This window comes from Methylosinus sp. PW1 (assembly GCF_000745215.1).
GTDB lineage: Bacteria > Pseudomonadota > Alphaproteobacteria > Rhizobiales > Beijerinckiaceae > Methylosinus.
In genome coordinates this window covers 1,239,591-1,255,570 of the sequence record NZ_JQNK01000009.1, presented here as the reverse complement: position 1 = coordinate 1,255,570, position 15,980 = coordinate 1,239,591, and the positions used below count along the sequence as shown (strand labels likewise).

At 66.7% G+C, this 15,980-nt stretch carries 14 protein-coding genes; 1 reads left to right on the top strand and 13 read right to left on the bottom strand.

Annotated features, from left to right (window positions below):
- Window positions 1–8 precede the first annotated feature (8 nt).
- The 12 genes from K369_RS15575 to K369_RS15520 form a co-directional block, all read right to left on the bottom strand.
- Window positions 9–344, bottom strand: coding sequence for a hypothetical protein (locus K369_RS15575; protein ID WP_036292364.1), 336 nt, complete (start codon window positions 342–344; stop codon window positions 9–11).
- Between the two features lie 2 nt (window positions 345–346).
- Window positions 347–637, bottom strand: coding sequence for a hypothetical protein (locus K369_RS15570; RefSeq protein ID WP_036292363.1), 291 nt, complete (start codon window positions 635–637; stop codon window positions 347–349).
- Between the two features lie 91 nt (window positions 638–728).
- Window positions 729–3,428: a translation initiation factor IF-2 gene (gene infB / locus K369_RS15565; RefSeq protein ID WP_036292361.1), complete on the bottom strand. Its 2,700-nt coding sequence runs from the start codon at window positions 3,426–3,428 to the stop codon at window positions 729–731.
- Complete coding sequence (locus K369_RS15560; protein WP_036292359.1) at window positions 3,421–4,137, bottom strand: RNA-binding protein; 717 nt, start codon at window positions 4,135–4,137, stop codon at window positions 3,421–3,423. The genes infB and K369_RS15560 overlap by 8 nt, the downstream gene beginning before the upstream one ends.
- A gap of 20 nt (window positions 4,138–4,157) precedes the next feature.
- Window positions 4,158–5,777: a transcription termination factor NusA gene (nusA, locus tag K369_RS15555; RefSeq protein WP_036292358.1), complete on the bottom strand. Its 1,620-nt coding sequence runs from the start codon at window positions 5,775–5,777 to the stop codon at window positions 4,158–4,160.
- 24 nt (window positions 5,778–5,801) lie between these two features.
- On the bottom strand, window positions 5,802–6,584 hold the full coding sequence (rimP, locus tag K369_RS15550) for a ribosome maturation factor RimP (RefSeq protein ID WP_036292357.1): 783 nt from the start codon (window positions 6,582–6,584) through the stop codon (window positions 5,802–5,804).
- A 187-nt stretch (window positions 6,585–6,771) separates the two neighbouring features.
- Window positions 6,772–7,173: an 8-oxo-dGTP diphosphatase MutT gene (gene mutT, locus K369_RS15545; RefSeq protein WP_036292356.1), complete on the bottom strand. Its 402-nt coding sequence runs from the start codon at window positions 7,171–7,173 to the stop codon at window positions 6,772–6,774.
- Window positions 7,174–7,184: 11 nt separating this feature from the next.
- Window positions 7,185–7,697, bottom strand: coding sequence for a lipoprotein (locus tag K369_RS15540; protein ID WP_036292355.1), 513 nt, complete (start codon window positions 7,695–7,697; stop codon window positions 7,185–7,187).
- A 75-nt stretch (window positions 7,698–7,772) separates the two neighbouring features.
- Window positions 7,773–8,174: a hypothetical protein gene (locus tag K369_RS15535; protein ID WP_156967944.1), complete on the bottom strand. Its 402-nt coding sequence runs from the start codon at window positions 8,172–8,174 to the stop codon at window positions 7,773–7,775.
- A 63-nt stretch (window positions 8,175–8,237) separates the two neighbouring features.
- On the bottom strand, window positions 8,238–8,936 hold the full coding sequence (locus K369_RS15530; protein WP_036292353.1) for an HAD family phosphatase: 699 nt from the start codon (window positions 8,934–8,936) through the stop codon (window positions 8,238–8,240).
- 154 nt (window positions 8,937–9,090) lie between these two features.
- Window positions 9,091–10,338, bottom strand: a complete 1,248-nt coding sequence (argJ, locus tag K369_RS15525) for a bifunctional glutamate N-acetyltransferase/amino-acid acetyltransferase ArgJ (protein ID WP_036292352.1) — start codon at window positions 10,336–10,338, stop codon at window positions 9,091–9,093.
- Between the two features lie 102 nt (window positions 10,339–10,440).
- On the bottom strand, window positions 10,441–11,325 hold the full coding sequence (locus tag K369_RS15520; protein WP_036295443.1) for a peptidylprolyl isomerase: 885 nt from the start codon (window positions 11,323–11,325) through the stop codon (window positions 10,441–10,443).
- 249 nt (window positions 11,326–11,574) lie between these two features.
- Between K369_RS15520 and K369_RS15515 the strand changes: the two genes are divergently transcribed.
- Window positions 11,575–12,885 (top strand): MFS transporter, encoded by a 1,311-nt coding sequence (locus K369_RS15515; RefSeq protein ID WP_036292351.1) that lies wholly within the window; start codon window positions 11,575–11,577, stop codon window positions 12,883–12,885.
- A 111-nt stretch (window positions 12,886–12,996) separates the two neighbouring features.
- On the opposite strand, the gene K369_RS15510 is transcribed toward K369_RS15515, so the two are convergent.
- On the bottom strand, window positions 12,997–15,954 hold the full coding sequence (locus tag K369_RS15510; protein WP_036292350.1) for a bifunctional [glutamine synthetase] adenylyltransferase/[glutamine synthetase]-adenylyl-L-tyrosine phosphorylase: 2,958 nt from the start codon (window positions 15,952–15,954) through the stop codon (window positions 12,997–12,999).
- Window positions 15,955–15,980: the final 26 nt, after the last annotated feature.

Below are 15,980 nucleotides of genomic sequence, written 5' to 3'. Positions count from 1 at the left end.
TTTTTTGCTCAGTCTTCGCGAGTCTTGTCGTTTTCTCGCAACATCAGCATTTGTTCGACGAGACGAAGGGCGGCCTTCTCTCCGGCGCGAACCGCGCGTTCGTTCACGGCCGTTTCCATCAAGGTCATCATGACCTTCAACTGACCCGTATGATCGTCCACGATTCTCTGCAATCGGCTGACTTCCTCGCGAAGACGCTCATTGTCTCTTTTCAGCTGCTCCACAGAACGTTGCAGCTGAAACACGCCTGTGACGAACTCGGCGATCTTTCTCCACGATGGCGTAGACCACTTTTCCTCACCGAGGGGTCCAGGAGGCTGATGAGCTGGAGGCGCTTCCGTCATGGTCACCCGAGTATCAGCTCGGCGAGACGCCGCTTGTTCTCTTCGTTCAACCTATCGAGGCGTTCGCCTTTCGATTCGATTTCGCTCACACAGACGCCGCTCTCGTCGACGAGCGTCGACATCATCTGCGCCGTGTTCGTCAGAACATCTACGGCAAAATCGAATGCTTCCTTCGGCGTTTCTCGACAAAGCGATTCTATCGAGGACGAGAGTTCGGTCGTGGCCGACGCGCTCGCGGCGACATGAGCTGACCGGACCATCCCGGTCGCTTCGCGAACGCGCACGAAACGCATGGCCGAACGGAGAGCGTCTCGCCGCTTCCCTTCCCGTTCCCGAGGCTGGAGCATCGTCAAAATCCTTGATGGACGGTCGAGCGGACGCCGATCACAGCGTCCGCTTGATCTCCTCGACGCGATAGCACTCGATGACGTCGCCGGCGCGCATGTCCTGATAGTTCTCGAAAGCCATGCCGCACTCCTGTCCGGCCTGCACTTCCTTGACCTCGTCCTTGAAGCGCTTGAGCGTCGACAGCTTGCCCTCGTGGACGACGACATTGTCGCGGATGAGACGCACATTGGCGCCGCGCTCCACCGAGCCGTCGGTCACGCGGCAACCCGCCACCTTGCCGACCTTGGAAATGTCGAACACTTCGAGAATCTGCGCATTGCCCAGCATGGTCTCGCGCAGTGTGGGCGCGAGCAGGCCGGACATCGCCGCCTTCACATCATCCACGAGATTGTAGATGATGTTGTAGTAGCGGATTTCAATGCCGCCGCGCTCGGAGGCCTCGCGCGCTTCCTTATGGGCGCGCACGTTGAAGCCGATGACGACGGCGTTGGACGCTTCGGCGAGGGCGATGTCGGATTCGGAGATGCCGCCGACGCCCGCATGGACGACGCGCGCGCCGACCTCGTCGGTGCCGAGCTTGTCGAGCGCCGCGACGATCGCTTCCACCGAGCCCTGCACGTCGCCCTTGATGACGAGCGGGAACTCCTTGCGGCCGGCGGTCTTCAGCTGGCTCATCATATCGGTGAGCGAGGTGCGGGCGCCGCCGCCGCGCGCAGCCAGCTTGTCGCGACGCTGACGCTCGCGATATTCGGTGATCTCTCGCGCGCGGGCTTCCGTCTCCACAACGGCGACGCGGTCGCCGGCTTCCGGCGTGCCGGAGAAGCCGAGGATCTCGACCGGGAAGGACGGGCCGGCGGTCTGCACCACGACGCCCTTGTCGTCGAGCAGCGCGCGCACGCGGCCCCATTGCGAGCCGGCGACGATGATGTCGCCGACCTCTAGCGTGCCGCGCTGCACCAGCACCGTGGCGACCGGACCACGGCCCTTGTCGAGCCGCGCCTCGATCACCGTGCCCTCGGCGGAGCGCTCGGGATTGGCCTTGAGGTCGAGCACTTCCGACTGCAGGGTGATGGCGTCGAGCAGCTTGTCGAGATTGAGCTTCTCCTTGGCGGAGACCTCCACCTCGAGCGTGTCGCCGCCGAAGGTCTCCGTCTGCACCTCGTGCTGCAGCAGCTCGGTGCGCACGCGCTCGGGCTTGGCGTCGGGCTTGTCGATCTTGTTGATCGCGACGATGATCGGAACCTCCGCCGCCTTGGCGTGGTGGATCGCCTCGATCGTCTGCGGCATCACGCCGTCATCCGCCGCCACCACCAGGATCACAATGTCCGTGACCTTGGCGCCGCGGGCGCGCATGGCGGTGAAGGCCGCGTGGCCGGGGGTGTCGATGAAGGTGATCGGCGCGCCATTGGGGGCCTTCACCTGATAGGCGCCGATATGCTGCGTGATGCCGCCCGCCTCGCCGGCCACGACATTGGCGTGGCGGATCGCGTCGAGCAGCGACGTCTTGCCGTGGTCGACATGGCCCATGATGGTGACGACCGGCGGCCGCGACTCGAGCTCGCCCTCGGCGTCGGGCTCGTCGAACAGGCCCTCCTCGACATCGGATTCGGCGACGCGCTTGACCGCATGGCCGAGCTCCTCGGCGACCAGCTGCGCCGTATCGGCGTCGATGACGTCGGTGATCTTGTGCAGCGCGCCCTGCTTCATCAGCAGGCGAATAACGTCGACGCCGCGCTCCGACATGCGGTTGGCGAGCTCCTGAATGGTGATCGTCTCCGGGAGGATGACCTCGCGGGCGATCTTCTCCTTCTGCTCGGCCTGGCCGAAGGATTTGAGGCGCTGCGTGCGACGGCGGAAGGAGGCGACGGAGCGCGTGCGCTCTTCCTGCTCGGACGTCGCGGTGGAGACGGTGAGGCGGCCGCGGTCTTTCTGCGCGCCGCCGCGCGAGGGCGTCGGACGGGGCGGCGCCGGCGGCGCCTTGACGGCGATGACGCCGACGGGACGACGCACGACGCGCTTCTCGGCGTCTTCCGTCGCAGTCGCGGCGGGACGGGGCGCCTCTCCGCCGGCGGTCGGAGCCGGGCGCGGCTGGGCCGGGCGCGCGGCGGCGGGCGTCGCAGCATGCGGCTCGGGAGCGCCGCCCCCGGCGAGGCGACGGCGCGCCTCTTCCTCGGAACGGCGCTTCGACTCGGCGTCGCGGGCGAGGCGCTCTTCTTCCTCGCGCTTGCGGGCTTCGGCGGCGGCGCGCTCCTCGCGCTCGCGCTCCTCGCGCTCGGCGCGCGCCTTGGCTTCCGCCACGGCGCGGCGACGGTCTTCCTCCTCGCGGGTGCGGGCGTCGACCAGGGCGCGGGCGCGGGCCTCGCGCTCATCATCGGTCAGCGCGCGCAGCACCATGCCGGAGCCGCGCTTGGGCGCGGGCTGCGGGCGCGAGGTCTCGGCTCTCGCCGGAGGCGGCGGCGCGGCGGCGACAGGAGCTGTCGGCGCCGGCGGCGGCGGGGCCACGGGGGCCGCAGGCGCGGCGGGCGCCGCCGTCGCCGGAGCGGCCGGCTTGGTCTCGACGTGTCCGGGCGCGCGACGCTTCACCTTCTCGACCACGACCACCTTGGAGCGGCCGTGGGAGAAGCTCTGGCGCACCATTCCGCCATGCTCGGTCGGACGCTGCTTCAAATGCAACGTCTTCGACGGCGTGACGGTCAGCGTCTTGTCGCCGCTGTTCTCGGTCTCGGTCTCACTCATCCAGTTTCCGATCCTCGGGCTGCGCCTGTTCGGTTGCGTCTTTCAGCGGGCCGATCTCGTCGGTCCGCTCGCTGTTCAGAGTCTGCGCGTCGCCGGATGCGCTCTCGCCTCTATAGGCGGCGAGGCGGCGGCAGCGCGCCAAAAAGGCTTGCGTCGGTCCGCCCGGCGCGAGGGCTGCATGTATCACATTTGTGCGGCCCAAAGCCAAATCCAATTGAAGAGAATCGAACAGAGAGATCGTCTCTGTGACCCTCTCGCCGCATCCGCGCGCCGTGGCCGCGCGCCGCGCCGCCTGAGCGAGCTTGCGTCGTCCATCCGCCGAGCCGTCGCGCGCCTCCAGCACAGCGGCGACAGCGCCTTTCTCCAGCGCCTCGCACACCTTGCCGAAGCCGGCGACCACCGCGCCCGCCTTATTGGCCATCGCCAGCGATTGCAGGCAATCGGCCTCCAGCAGCCGGTCGACCTCCGCGGGGAGCGAGGGCGAGGCCGAGACCTCGGCCTTCAATTGGCGGGCGAAGGCGCGCTTCTTCAATGCTTCGGCCACGACATCGGCGCGCGCCGTCACCCAGGCGCCGCGGCCGGGCAGACGCGATCTGATGTCCGGCGTGAGAACGCCGTCCGGCGCGCGCACGAAGCGGATCATCCCCTCCGGCGCGTCGCGCCGGCGGGTGACGATGCAGGTCCGTTCGCTCGCCTCCGCCTCTCTCATTCGCTCGCCGTCTCGTTTCGTCACTGCGTCTCGGTCTGCTGCGCTTCCGCCGGTTCTGCGGCCTCGGTCTCCTCGGCTTCCGCCTCGGGCTCCGGGGCCTCGATCCAGCCTGCGCGCACGCGCGCATCCATGATCAGCGCCTCCGCCTCCTCGCGGGAAATGTCGATCCCGTCGAGGAAGCCGGTCTGCTTGACCGTCTCGCCATCCTTCTTCTCGGTCCAGCCGACGAGATCGTCCGGCACGCAGCCGGCGAGATCCTCGATCGACTTCACGTCATTCTCGCCGAGCTTGACCAGCATCGCCGTGGTGACGCCCTCGAGCTCCTTCAGCTCGTCGAGCACGCCGAGCTCGACGCGACGCGCCTCGTTCTCCGCCTCGACCCGCTCGAGATAATTGCGGGCGCGATTTTGAATCTCGGCGGCGGTGTCCTCGTCGAAGCCTTCGATCGTCGCCAGCTCGCCGAGATCGACGAAGGCCAGCTCCTCGACCGATTGAAAGCCTTCCGAAGCGAGCAGGCGGCCGACGACCTCATCGACGTCGATGGCGTTCATGAACACTTTGGTGCGCTCGACGAACTCGCGCTGACGGCGCTCCGATTCCTCGGCCTCGGTCAGAATGTCGATATCCCAGCCGGTGAGCTGCGAGGCGAGGCGCACATTCTGGCCGCGGCGGCCGATGGCCAGCGACAGCTGATCGTCCGGCACCACCACCTCGATGCGCGCGGAATCCTCGTCGAGAACGACCTTCACCACCTCGGCCGGCTGCAGCGCATTGACGATGAAGGTCGCCGCATCCGCCGACCAGGGGATGATGTCGATGCGCTCGCCCTGCAATTCGCCGACGACGGCCTGCACGCGCGAGCCGCGCATGCCGACGCAGGCGCCGACGGGATCGATGGAGGAATCGCGCGAGATGACGGCGATCTTGGCGCGCGAGCCCGGATCGCGCGCCACCGACTTCACCTCGATCACGCCGTCATAGATCTCCGGCACTTCCTGGCGGAACAGCTTGGCCATGAATTGTGGATGTGTGCGCGACAGGAAAATCTGCGGACCGCGCTGCTCGCGGCGCACGTCATAGACATAGGCGCGCACGCGATCGCCCGGACGGAATGTCTCGCGCGGGATCATCTCGTCGCGGCGAATGATCGCCTCGCCGCGGCCGAGATCGACGATCACATTGCCATATTCGACGCGCTTCACGACGCCGTTGACGATCTCGCCGATACGGTCCTTGAACTCTTCATATTGGCGGTCGCGCTCGGCCTCGCGCACCTTCTGCACGATGATCTGTTTCGCCGATTGCGCGGCGATGCGGCCGAAATCGAAAGGCGGCAGCGTCTCGGAAATCCAATCGCCGACCTGCGCCGCCGGATTGCGCTTGCGCGCGTCCTCGATGGAAATCTGCGTCGCGTCATTATCGATGAGATCGACGACCAGCAGCAGACGCGAGAAGCGCACTTCGCCGCTCTTCGGATTGATCTCGGCGCGGACCTCCGTCTCCTGCCCATAGCGCGAGCGCGCGGCCTTTTGCAGCGCGTCCTCCATGGAGGCGATGACGATCGAGCGGTCGATCGATTTCTCGCGCGCGACCGCATCGGCGATCTGCAGGATTTCCAACCTGTTGGCGCTGACGGCCATATCTTGCTCCCAAAAACGTCGGCCCTACGCGTCGCCGCGACGGCCGGGTCCGCTGCCTTTTTTCTTGAATCCCGTCTGCACGCCGGCCGGAACCAGCGGCTTGGCCTTATTGCCGCGCGCCATGGCGAAACGGCCCGGCCCACGGCGGGGCCGCGTGTCGTCTCGAGGCGCGGCCTCTTCCTCGCTCGGGCCGTCGTCCTCGAGCTGCGCCTTGCCGGCGCGCAGCGCCTCGCGGATCAGCGCGTCGGTCAGCATCAGCTTGGCCTCGTCGAGATCGCGCAGCGGCATTCGCACGATCTTGTCCTCGTCCGGCGGGGCGTCGTCGCGCTCGAGCGTCACCACGGCGTCGCGGCCGTCGCCCTCGACGGAAACGATATTGCCCCGAAAGCGCTTGCGGCCAGAGGCGAGCGGCTGCGTCAGCTCGATCTTCGCCTCATGGCCGATCGCGCGACGAAAATCCGAGACTCGCACCAGCGGGCGATCTATGCCGGGGGAGGACAGCTCCAGCCGATAGGCGTCCGAGATGACGTCCTCCACGTCCAGCTCCGGCGACAGCGCCTGGCTCGCGGCCTCGCAATCGTCGATGGTCATGGTTCCGTCGGGACGCTCGGCCATGATCTGCAGAACCATGCCGTTCTGCGAGAGAATGCGCGCACGCACGAGACGAAAGCCGAGCTGCGCCAGCACGGGCTCGGCGATATGGGCGATGCGCGCCGCAACGCCCGTATCGCCGCAGAGGCGCGGCTCATCGAGCAGGGAGGGCGCCTCCACGGCGCCGGCGGCGGGCGTTTCTGCCAAGCGGCTCATCCTGTCTTGCGAGAATTTCCGGCCGGGGCAAACAAAAAAGAGCGGGTCCCGGCCGGGCCCCACTCTCAAGCAGCGATCATCCGAGAATGACCGTTATGAGATAGAACGAGGCGCTTATACACCGGGATCGCGCGCCGGCGCAAGAAAAATGCTCGGCGGCGCCGCGGCATGAGTCAACTCGCGCCGCTCACCCCAGCAACGCCGCCAGCGGGGCGATCAGCGGCGCGTCGGCGGGCGGCATTTGCGCCGCATCGAGCTCGCTCGGCCTCATCCAGGCGAGCGCTTGGCCCTCGCGGGCGTGCGGCGCGCCGCGCCAGCGCCGGCAGAGGTAGAGCGGCATCAGCAGATGAAACGTCTCATAGCCGTGGCTGGCGAAGGTCAGCGGCGCGAGATCGGCTGTCTCCACCTCTATGCCCAGCTCCTCGGCCAGCTCGCGCGCCAGCGCCTGCTCCGGCCGCTCGCCGGGGTCGAGCTTGCCGCCGGGGAACTCCCACAGGCCGGCGAGCTGCTTGCCTTGCGGACGCTGAGCGATCAGCACGCGGCCTTGCGGATCGACGAGCGCGGCGGCGACCACGAGAAGCAGAGACAAAGCGTTTCCCTTTAATTGCCGGAGAGCACGACCTCGATCGGATCGGTCTCCTTGCCGGTGACGACAATCTCGTCGTACATCGCGCCGCCCTCGCTGATCAAGCCGCCCTTGGGAAGCCAAGTGAGCTGCGTCGTCACGAAATAGCGGCCCGGCGCGACCTTGTCGAAAGTGAAGCGGCCGGTCGCGCCCGCCTTGGTCGTGCGCGTGTAGGCCGCATATTCGGCCTCCTGCGTCGGCGTCGGCATGAGCAGGGCCGGGATGAATTTGCGCTTGCCGTAGAATTGCGAGATGCGCGCCTGCGCATAGGCGGTCGCGGGAATGAGCCGCACCACCTCGCCGGCGGCGTAGCGCACATTCGTCTTGCCCTGCTGGTCGCGCAGAAAGGCCTGACCTTCGATCGTCGCCTTGCCCTCCTGCCTGATGAAGGCGGCCTCGGCGGGATCGAAGCGCATTTCCGGCGCGGCGCTGTTGCAGGCGGAGAGAGCGAGCGGCGCGAGGGCGACGCAGAGGGCGGCGGAACGCATGGGGAATGGCCTCGTTGCGGCGAATGCGCGGCCAATGTCGCCGCTTCGTCCGGCCGAGGCAAGGCTCGAGCTATTTTAAGGTTTCTTCTCGGGCGGCGAGAGAAAGGCCGCGGCGCAGCTCATTTCCTTGCGCCAATCGACGACATTGCTGCGCTTGTCGTAGCAATCGCGCTTGGCGATCGCCTCCTCGCAATCGGCCCCGCCCATGAACTGATAGGTGACGCAGGCGCCGACGGCGGGCGGAGCCTTCGCGTCCTTCTCGACCGCCGCTTTCTCGGCGGGCTTCTTCTTGCCGGCGGTCTTTTTCCCGGCCTTTTTCGCTTTGGCTTTCTTGGCGGGAGAGTCCACGCTCTTCTCCACGACGACGCCGGAGGCGGCGGCATAGTCGCGCGCCTCCTCATAGGCGCCGGCGCAGGCGGCGAGCGATAATGACAAGCCGAAAGGAGCGATGACCAAAAGCGGATGGCGCGGGGGCATGATCTTCGTCTCTTCGCGAGCGTGTCGCGTCGGCATGAAGTCTAAAAACCGAAACGAAGCGCGTCATCGCGCAATGGCGCCTAGGGGCCACTGCGTGTCCGCATGCGCGCGCAGCATTTCGAGCACATCGCGCAGGCTGGCGACGACAGCGAGGCAGAGGGCGCGCTCCTCGGCGGAGGGCTGCAGAACATCGGGCGCCATGATCGTCATCGCGCCGGAGGCGGCGGCCGAGCGCAGGCCGGTCGGCGAATCCTCGAGCGCGAGGCAACGCCGCGGCTCCTTGCCGAGCGCGCGCGCGGCGCGCAGATAGGATTCGGGATGCGGCTTGCCGCGCTGAACATCGTCGCGCGTCACCAGCGCAGAGAAGTGCGAGAGCAGCCCGCAGCGGCTCAGATGATGCTCCGCGGTCGGCCGCCGCGAGGAGGTGGCGATGGCGAGCGGAATATTCATCGCCGTGAGATAATCGACCAGCTCGCGCGCGCCTTCCTTCAGCGGCACGCCGGAGCGCGAGGCGCGGGCGACATAGGCGCCGCAGGCTTCTATGCAGGCGTCGAGCGGGAAATCGGCGCCGAAGCGCTCGATCATCATCGTCTCGCAATCCTGCATCGGCTTGCCGATCATGCGATGGCAGAAAGCCTCGGTGATCTCATGGCCGACGGCGCGGCCGGCGGCGATCCAGGCGTCGACATAGAGCCGCTCCGTGTCGAGCAGCGTGCCGTCCATGTCGAAGAGAACCGCTTCTACAGCATGGGGGAAAACCATAGGTCCGCTTCCTCGCCGCCCGAGCCGAGGCGAGTAGAAGCCGATTCTCGAAACGCTGCGATGACGAACAGGTCACGAGCGCATGTCACGCGCCCATGTCACGCGCGCTCCTTCTCCCGCAGGCGGGAGAAGGAAAGGTTCGCGAAGGAAACGATCAGCTGCGATAGTCGCCGTTGATGGCGATATATTCCTTCGTCAGATCGCAGGTCCACACGCGCGCGGCGCCGGAGCCGAGGCCGATGTCGACATGGATGGCGATCTCGTCGCGTTTCATGATCTGCGAGACTTCCGCCTCGTCATAGTCTGGGTCGCGCAGGCCCTTATGGGCGACGCGAATGTCGCCGAACCATATGGCCAGCTTGTCGCGGTCGGCGGCCTCGCCGGATTTGCCGACCGCCATCACCACGCGGCCCCAATTGGCGTCCTCGCCGGCCACCGCCGTCTTCACCAGCGGCGAATTGGCGATGGAGAGGGCGATGCGCTTCGCCGCCTTGGCGCTCTCGGCGCCCATCACCGTCACCTCGACGAATTTGCGCGCGCCTTCGCCGTCCTTCACCACCTGATGCGCGAGATCGAGCAGAACCTCGTCCAGCGCGCGGCGGAAATCCTCGAGGCGGCGATCGCTCGCCTTCTCGATATGCGGGGCGCCGCGCTCGGCCGCCGCGCCCGTGGCGAAGAGCAGCAGCGTGTCCGAGGTGGAGGTGTCGCTGTCCACGGTGATGGCGTTGAACGAGCTCTGCACCGATTTCGACAAGAGGTTCTGCAGAACCTCAGCGTCGATCGGCGCGTCGGTGAAGACGAAGGAGAGCATGGTCGCCATGTCCGGCGCGATCATGCCCGCGCCCTTGGCGACGCCCGCCAGGCGCACCTCGACGTCGCCGAGCTTGGCGACGCGGGTCGCGAGCTTGGGATAGGTGTCGGTGGTCATGATCGCCGAAGCGGCCTCGCGCCAAGCGTCGCCGCGCGCCTCGGCCACGAGCTTGCCCAGCACGGGCTCGAATTTCGTCGCGTCGAGCGGCTCGCCGATGACGCCTGTGGAGGCGAGGAAGACCTGCTTCTCCGGCACGCGGGCGGCTGCGGCGACGAGCTTGGCGGAGAGCTTCGTCGCCTCCTTGCCGGCCTTGCCGGTAAAGGCGTTGGCGTTGCCGGAATTGACGAGCAGCGCCCGCGCCTTGCCGCCCTCGAGCCGCGCCCGGCACCAATCGACCGGAGCCGAGGGGCATTTGGAGCGCGTGAACACGCCGGCGACCTGCGTGCCCTCGTCGAAGAGGGCGAGCATGGCGTCGGTGCGCCCGGCGTAGCGTATGCCCGCTTGCGCCACCGCGAAGCGGACGCCGGCGATCGGCGGAATGTCGGGATAGGTCTTGGGGGCGAGCGGCGAAATGGGGGCGGCCTTGGCCATGGGGCGGTATAGGTCCTGAAAAAGCGAGAGCGAAGGGGGATAGAGTGGCGAGCGTGAGTGGGCGTCCCCACTCACTACTCTTCGGTCACAACCGTCCGATGACTATTTCTTCTTCTCGGCGGGCTTGGCCTCGGCGGGCTTGTCGCCCGGCTTGGCTTCGGCGGCCGGCGGCTCGGTGCGCTCGATCTTGGCGCCCTGGCGCAGCTCGACGATGAGGTCCGACTGGGCCTTCTGCGCCACATAGCGGGAGACCTGGTCGCGCACCTGGTCCAGCGGCGGGAAGACTTTCGGGCGCTTCTGGTCCAGCTTGATGATATGCCAGCCGAATTGCGTCTTCACCGGATCGGAGATCTGCCCCGGCTCCAGCTTGAAGGCCGCCTCGCCGAATTCCGGCACCATGCGGTCCTTGGTGAACCAGCCGAGATCGCCGCCCTGCGCGCCCGTGTCCTTGGACAGCTCGGTCGCGACCTTGCCGAAATCCTCGCCGCCCTTCACGCGCTTTTGCGCGGCCTTGGCCTCGTCCTCCGTCGTCACCAGAATGTGATGCGCGTGGATCTCGGTCTCGGGCTTCTGATTCTTGGCGGCCTCGTCATAGGTCTTCTTGACGGCGGCCTCTGTGGTGGCGTCCTTGGAGACCTTGCCGAGCAGCGCCTCCATCAGCGCCTTGTCGCGCAAATAGGCGAGCTTCTTGGCGAAATCCGGCGTCTCGCCGAGCTTGTCGCGCTGCGCCTTCTGCACGACGAGCTGCTCGTCGATGAGGAAATCGAGAATATAATTCTCGCGCGCCTTGCCCTCCAGCTGCCGCGGCAGACCCGCCCCCAGATCGTCGAGCGCGATTTTCACGTCTTCGTCGGTGATGTCGACGCCATTGACCTTGGCGAGGACCTTGGCCTGCGCCGGGGCCGCGCCCATCGCCAGCAGAGCGAGGACGCCGATCGCGGCGAGGACGCCCCGGCTGCCGAGACGCGTGGTCTTGAGGTGAGGCATGATGGTCTCCAACAAAAGTGCGACAGGCGGGGAGGCCTGTCGCGAACAGCGTTCCACTAGAGCAAGACTCCGCAAAGGGGAACACGGAAATTTGGGCGCGGAGACGAGGATCGGCGTCGTCTCTATGGAATTGGTCAAGATTATATTGCAAGGGTCGAGGGTCGCGCAACGCCGCTCGCGCCGTAGCCGGGAGGTTCTTCCGGCTCCGCTCGGGAAATCTCCGCCTGCGCGCGAGCCGGGGGAAACATCATGACTCTCGTTCCGCCGCTCCACGGGGCCGCTTCGTCGGCCGCTCTCGAGCAGCGCGTCTACGCCAAGGTCACGCGGCGCGTGCTGCCGCTGCTCTTTCTCTGCTACATCCTCGCTTATCTCGATCGCGTGAATGTCGGCTTCGCCAAGCTGCAGATGGTCGGTGATCTGAAGTTCAGCGAGAGCGTCTATGGGCTCGGCGCCGGCGTTTTCTTCATCGGCTATTTCCTGTTCGAGATTCCGAGCAATCTGATCCTGCATCGCGTCGGCGCGCGGCGCTGGATCGCGCGCATTCTCGTCACCTGGGGGCTTGCCTCCGCGGCGACAATGCTCGTCTCGACGCCGCTCATGTTCTACGTCATGCGCTTTCTGCTCGGCGTCGCCGAGGCCGGCTTCTTTCCCGGCGCCATCCTCTATCTCACCTATTGGTTTCCCGCCGCGCGCCGCGGCCGCATCACGGCGCTGCTGATGATGGCGGTGCCGCTCGCCGGCGTCATCGGCGGGCCGCTCTCGGGCTGGATCTTGCAGAATCTCGACGGCGCTCACGGGCTTTCGGGGTGGCGCTGGATGTTCCTCATCGAGGGGCTGCCGTCCATTCTGGTTGGCGCGATCGTCTTTTTCGCGCTGGAGGACAATATCGAAAAAGCCGGCTGGCTGTCGGACAGCGAAAAGAGGCTGCTCGCCGATAATCTCGCCGCCGATCACGCCGCCCATGCGTCCCATTCCTTCCGCGATGCGATGCGCGACGCCAAGGTCTGGGTTTTATGTCTCGTCTATTTCGGAATTGTGATGGGGCTCTATGGCGTCGGCTTCTGGCTGCCGACGCTGGTTCAGGCGACGGGCGTCAGCCGGCCGCTCGACATCGGCCTCTTGTCGGCCGCGCCCTACGCCGTCGCCAGCGTCGCCATGCTATTGGGCGGAATCAGCGCCGACAAATATCGCGAGCGCCGCTGGCATCTCGCTCTGCCTTGCGCCTTGGGCGCCGTCGGCCTCGTCGCCAGCGGGCTCTTCGCCGCCGACACGGCGACGGCGCTGATCGCGCTCACTGTGGCGAGCGCCGGCACGATGACGGCGCTGCCATTGTTCTGGAGCTGCCCGACCGCCTTTCTGCGCGGCGTCGCCGCGGCGGGCGGCATAGCGCTCATCAATTCGGTGGGAAATCTCGCGGGCTTCGCCAGCCCCTATATGGTCGGCTTCATCAAGGATCAGACCCAGCGCGCCGATTACGGGCTCTATGCGCTGGCGCTGTTCATGGCCATGAGCGCGATGCTCGTCATCAGCGCGATTCCGTCACGGCTCGTCGATCGCTGATGGAATGCGTCCCCTCATCCTGAGGCGCTTTTTGCGGGAGGCAAAAAGCCTCGAAGGATGCTCCAGAAGGCGACGCGGTCGACCCTTCGAGACGCCGGCTTCGCCGGCTCCTCAGGGCGAGGGCGCTGCTTTGCTTTCGGCGCCGAGAATGGACAGGAAAATCGCCCGCGTCGCGCGCTGCGTTTCCACGATCTGCGCCTCGAGATGGGAGATATCCACCGCCTCGCCGCCGCGCAGCAGCAGCTCGACGAGACCGCGCGGCGCATGCGCCGGATCGAAATCATTGTCAATCGAAAGCCGCAGCAATTGCGTGAGGCTCTGATAGAGGCGCGCGGCTTCGATCAATGTCGCGGCATCGTTCGGGTCCAATAGGGAGAGATCGGAAAGTCGCTCCAGCGCGGTCGATGTCATGGTGGAGAGGCACGCCGGATGCGCGTTCGCATGGCGAAGCTGCAAATATTGCGCGATGAACTCGACATCGATCAGCCCGCCCGGCGCCTGCTTCAAATCCCAAAGGCTCTTCGCCGGCTTGTCGCGCTCGAGACGGGCGCGCATACCGAGAACGTCCTGGCGCAGCTTTTCGACGTCGCGCGGACGCGTCAGCGCGGCGCTTATCGCTTCTTCGACGATCGTCGCGAAATCGCTCGGCCCGGCGACGACGCGCGCGCGCGTCAGCGCCATATGCTCCCAGCTCCACGCCTCATGTGCGTGATAGTCCTCGAAAGCCTTCAGGCTCACCGCCAGCGGCCCTTTGCTGCCGGACGGCCGCAGCCGAAAATCGACCTCATAGAGCAGGCCCTGCGCCATTGGCGCAGACAGCGCGGAAATGAGCCTCTGCGTCAGCCGCGCATAATAGGCGGGCGTGGCGAGCGGCCGCTCGCCATCCGATTCGGCATGCGGATCGGAGTCATAGAGCAGCATGAGATCGAGATCGGAAGCGGCGGTCATCTCGCGTCCGCCGAGCTTGCCCAGCGCGACCACGCAAGCGCGGCCGCCTGCGATGCGCCCATGTGCGCGCGCGAGCTCTGTCTCGACGCGCGGCAGCAGAGCGGCGATGAGGCGTTCGGCGAGCCGCGCATAGGCGAGGCCGGCCTCCGCCACAGAGAGCGCGCCGGTCAAGACGCGCACGCCGACGAGAAACTTCTGCTCCTGTCCGAAGACGCGCGCGGCGTCGAGCGCCTCCTCATAGGAGCGCGTCTCGGCGAGGCTGCGCGCGAGCGCTGCGGCGAGCTCCGATTCATCGGGCAAATGCTCGAAAAAGGCCGGCTCCAGCACGGCGTCGAGCACGCGCGGGCGCCGCGAGATGGTGGCGGCGAGCTTGGGCGCGGCGCCGGTGATCGCCGTCAGCAAAGACAGCAGCGTCGGATTGGCGAGGAGCACGGAAAACAATTGCACGCCGGCCGGAAGCCCGGCGAGCAATTTGTCGAAAGCGAGAAAGGCCCGATCGGCGTTCTCCGTCGCGGCGAGCGCCTCGAGCAGCGCCGGCGTCAGCTCGGTCAGGCGCTCGCGCGCCTTGGTGGAGCGCGTCGCGGCGTAGCGGCCGAAATGCCACCCGCGTATCGTCTCCGTCACTGTCTTGGGATGCGCGAAGCCGAGACGCGATAATGTTTCGAGCGTGCCGGGATCGTCCTCGCCGCCGGTGAAGACGAGATTGCCCGTTTGCGAGGAAAGCTGCGGCGCGCTCTCGAAGAGATGCGAATAATGGCTCTGCACCGTCTCGAGATGCGCGACTAGCGCCTGCGTGAAATCCTCGAGCGTGGCGAAGCCGGCCATGCGCGCGATGCGCAGCGCCTCTTTCTCGTCGCGCGGCAGAATATGCGTCTGCTTGTCGGCGACCATTTGAATGCGATGCTCGATATCGCGCAGAAACACGTAAGCCTCGCGCAGCTCGTCGCGCACGCGCGGCTCGATCCACCCATTGGCGAGAAGCGCGTCCAGCGTCTCCAATGTCGCGCGGCCGCGCAATGCGGGATTGCGTCCGCCGGTGATGAGCTGCTGCGTCTGCGCGAAAAACTCGATCTCGCGAATGCCGCCGCGGCCGAGCTTGAGATCATGCCCCAGCGCGGCGATCTCGCCATGGCCTTTGAAAGCGTGAATCTGCCGCTTGATCGAATGCACGTCGGCGATGGCGGCGAAATCGAAATTCTTGCGCCAGACGAAAGGAGACAGCTCTTTCAGAAAAGCCTCGCCGGCGGGAATGTCGCCGGCCGCCGCGCGCGCCTTGATGAAGGCGGCGCGTTCCCAATTCTGGCCCATGCTCTCATAGTAAGAGAAGGCCGCCTCGAGCGGTATGGCGATGGGCGTCGCGCCGGGGTCGGGACGCAGGCGCAGATCGACGCGAAACACATAGCCGTCCGGCGTGATCTCCGAGAGAATGCGCACGACGCGCTTCGTCATTTTGACGAAGAGATCGACATCCTCGCTCGGCTGCGCGACGCGCGCGCGCGAGCGGTCGAAGAGGACGATGATGTCTATGTCGGAAGAGTAATTGAGCTCATAGGCGCCTTCCTTGCCCATGGCGAGGAATATCCAGCCGCAGCCGCGCTCGGGGCTGCGCTGGTCATAGAGCTCGAGCTTGCCGGCGGCGGCGGCCTCGCGCAGCGTGAAGGCGATGGAAGCGGAAAGCGCGGCGTCGGCGAGGCGCGTGAGCGCATCGGTCGCCTGCATCGTGTCCCAGGCTTTGGAGAGATCGGCGAGCGCGACCAGCAGCGCGCCCTCCTGCTTGGCGCGCCGCAGCGCGCGCATCAGCTCGGCTTCATCCGCGACGCCTTTGGCGGCGTTGCGCGTGGCCTCGACGAGCCGCGTGAGGCTGGCGTCGGGATCGTCCGTGAGCAGGCGCGCGAGCCGGGCGGGATCACGGGCGGAGAGATCGGTGAGAAAAGGCGAGGAGCCGAGGACGCCTTCGAGCAGAGGGCGCGCTTTTCCATGCACAGCGAGAACGGTGGCGAGCACGCCATCGGCGTCTCGCTCCAGCACGCGCGCCAGCGCGGCCGCGGCTTGCGCATGGTCGATCGGCTCGATGATGAGGAGGGCGCGGGAGAGCAGCGAGCGGGAATTCGTCTGCGTCATTTTTTATCCGTTGCCTGCGGGCAGCG

Coding starts and splice junctions, on each gene's coding strand:
- K369_RS15560 (WP_036292359.1), bottom strand. CDS start 4,137: ATGAGAGAGGCGGAGGCGAGCGAACGGACCTGCATCGTCACCCGCCGG.
- K369_RS15540 (WP_036292355.1), bottom strand. CDS start 7,697: ATGCGTTCCGCCGCCCTCTGCGTCGCCCTCGCGCCGCTCGCTCTCTCC.
- K369_RS15530 (WP_036292353.1), bottom strand. CDS start 8,936: ATGGTTTTCCCCCATGCTGTAGAAGCGGTTCTCTTCGACATGGACGGC.
- rimP (WP_036292357.1), bottom strand. CDS start 6,584: ATGAGCCGCTTGGCAGAAACGCCCGCCGCCGGCGCCGTGGAGGCGCCC.
- K369_RS15515 (WP_036292351.1), top strand. CDS start 11,575: ATGACTCTCGTTCCGCCGCTCCACGGGGCCGCTTCGTCGGCCGCTCTC.
- argJ (WP_036292352.1), bottom strand. CDS start 10,338: ATGGCCAAGGCCGCCCCCATTTCGCCGCTCGCCCCCAAGACCTATCCC.
- K369_RS15575 (WP_036292364.1), bottom strand. CDS start 344: ATGACGGAAGCGCCTCCAGCTCATCAGCCTCCTGGACCCCTCGGTGAG.
- K369_RS15510 (WP_036292350.1), bottom strand. CDS start 15,954: ATGACGCAGACGAATTCCCGCTCGCTGCTCTCCCGCGCCCTCCTCATC.
- K369_RS15535 (WP_156967944.1), bottom strand. CDS start 8,174: ATGCCCCCGCGCCATCCGCTTTTGGTCATCGCTCCTTTCGGCTTGTCA.
- K369_RS15520 (WP_036295443.1), bottom strand. CDS start 11,325: ATGCCTCACCTCAAGACCACGCGTCTCGGCAGCCGGGGCGTCCTCGCC.
- nusA (WP_036292358.1), bottom strand. CDS start 5,777: ATGGCCGTCAGCGCCAACAGGTTGGAAATCCTGCAGATCGCCGATGCG.
- infB (WP_036292361.1), bottom strand. CDS start 3,428: ATGAGTGAGACCGAGACCGAGAACAGCGGCGACAAGACGCTGACCGTC.
- K369_RS15570 (WP_036292363.1), bottom strand. CDS start 637: ATGCGTTTCGTGCGCGTTCGCGAAGCGACCGGGATGGTCCGGTCAGCT.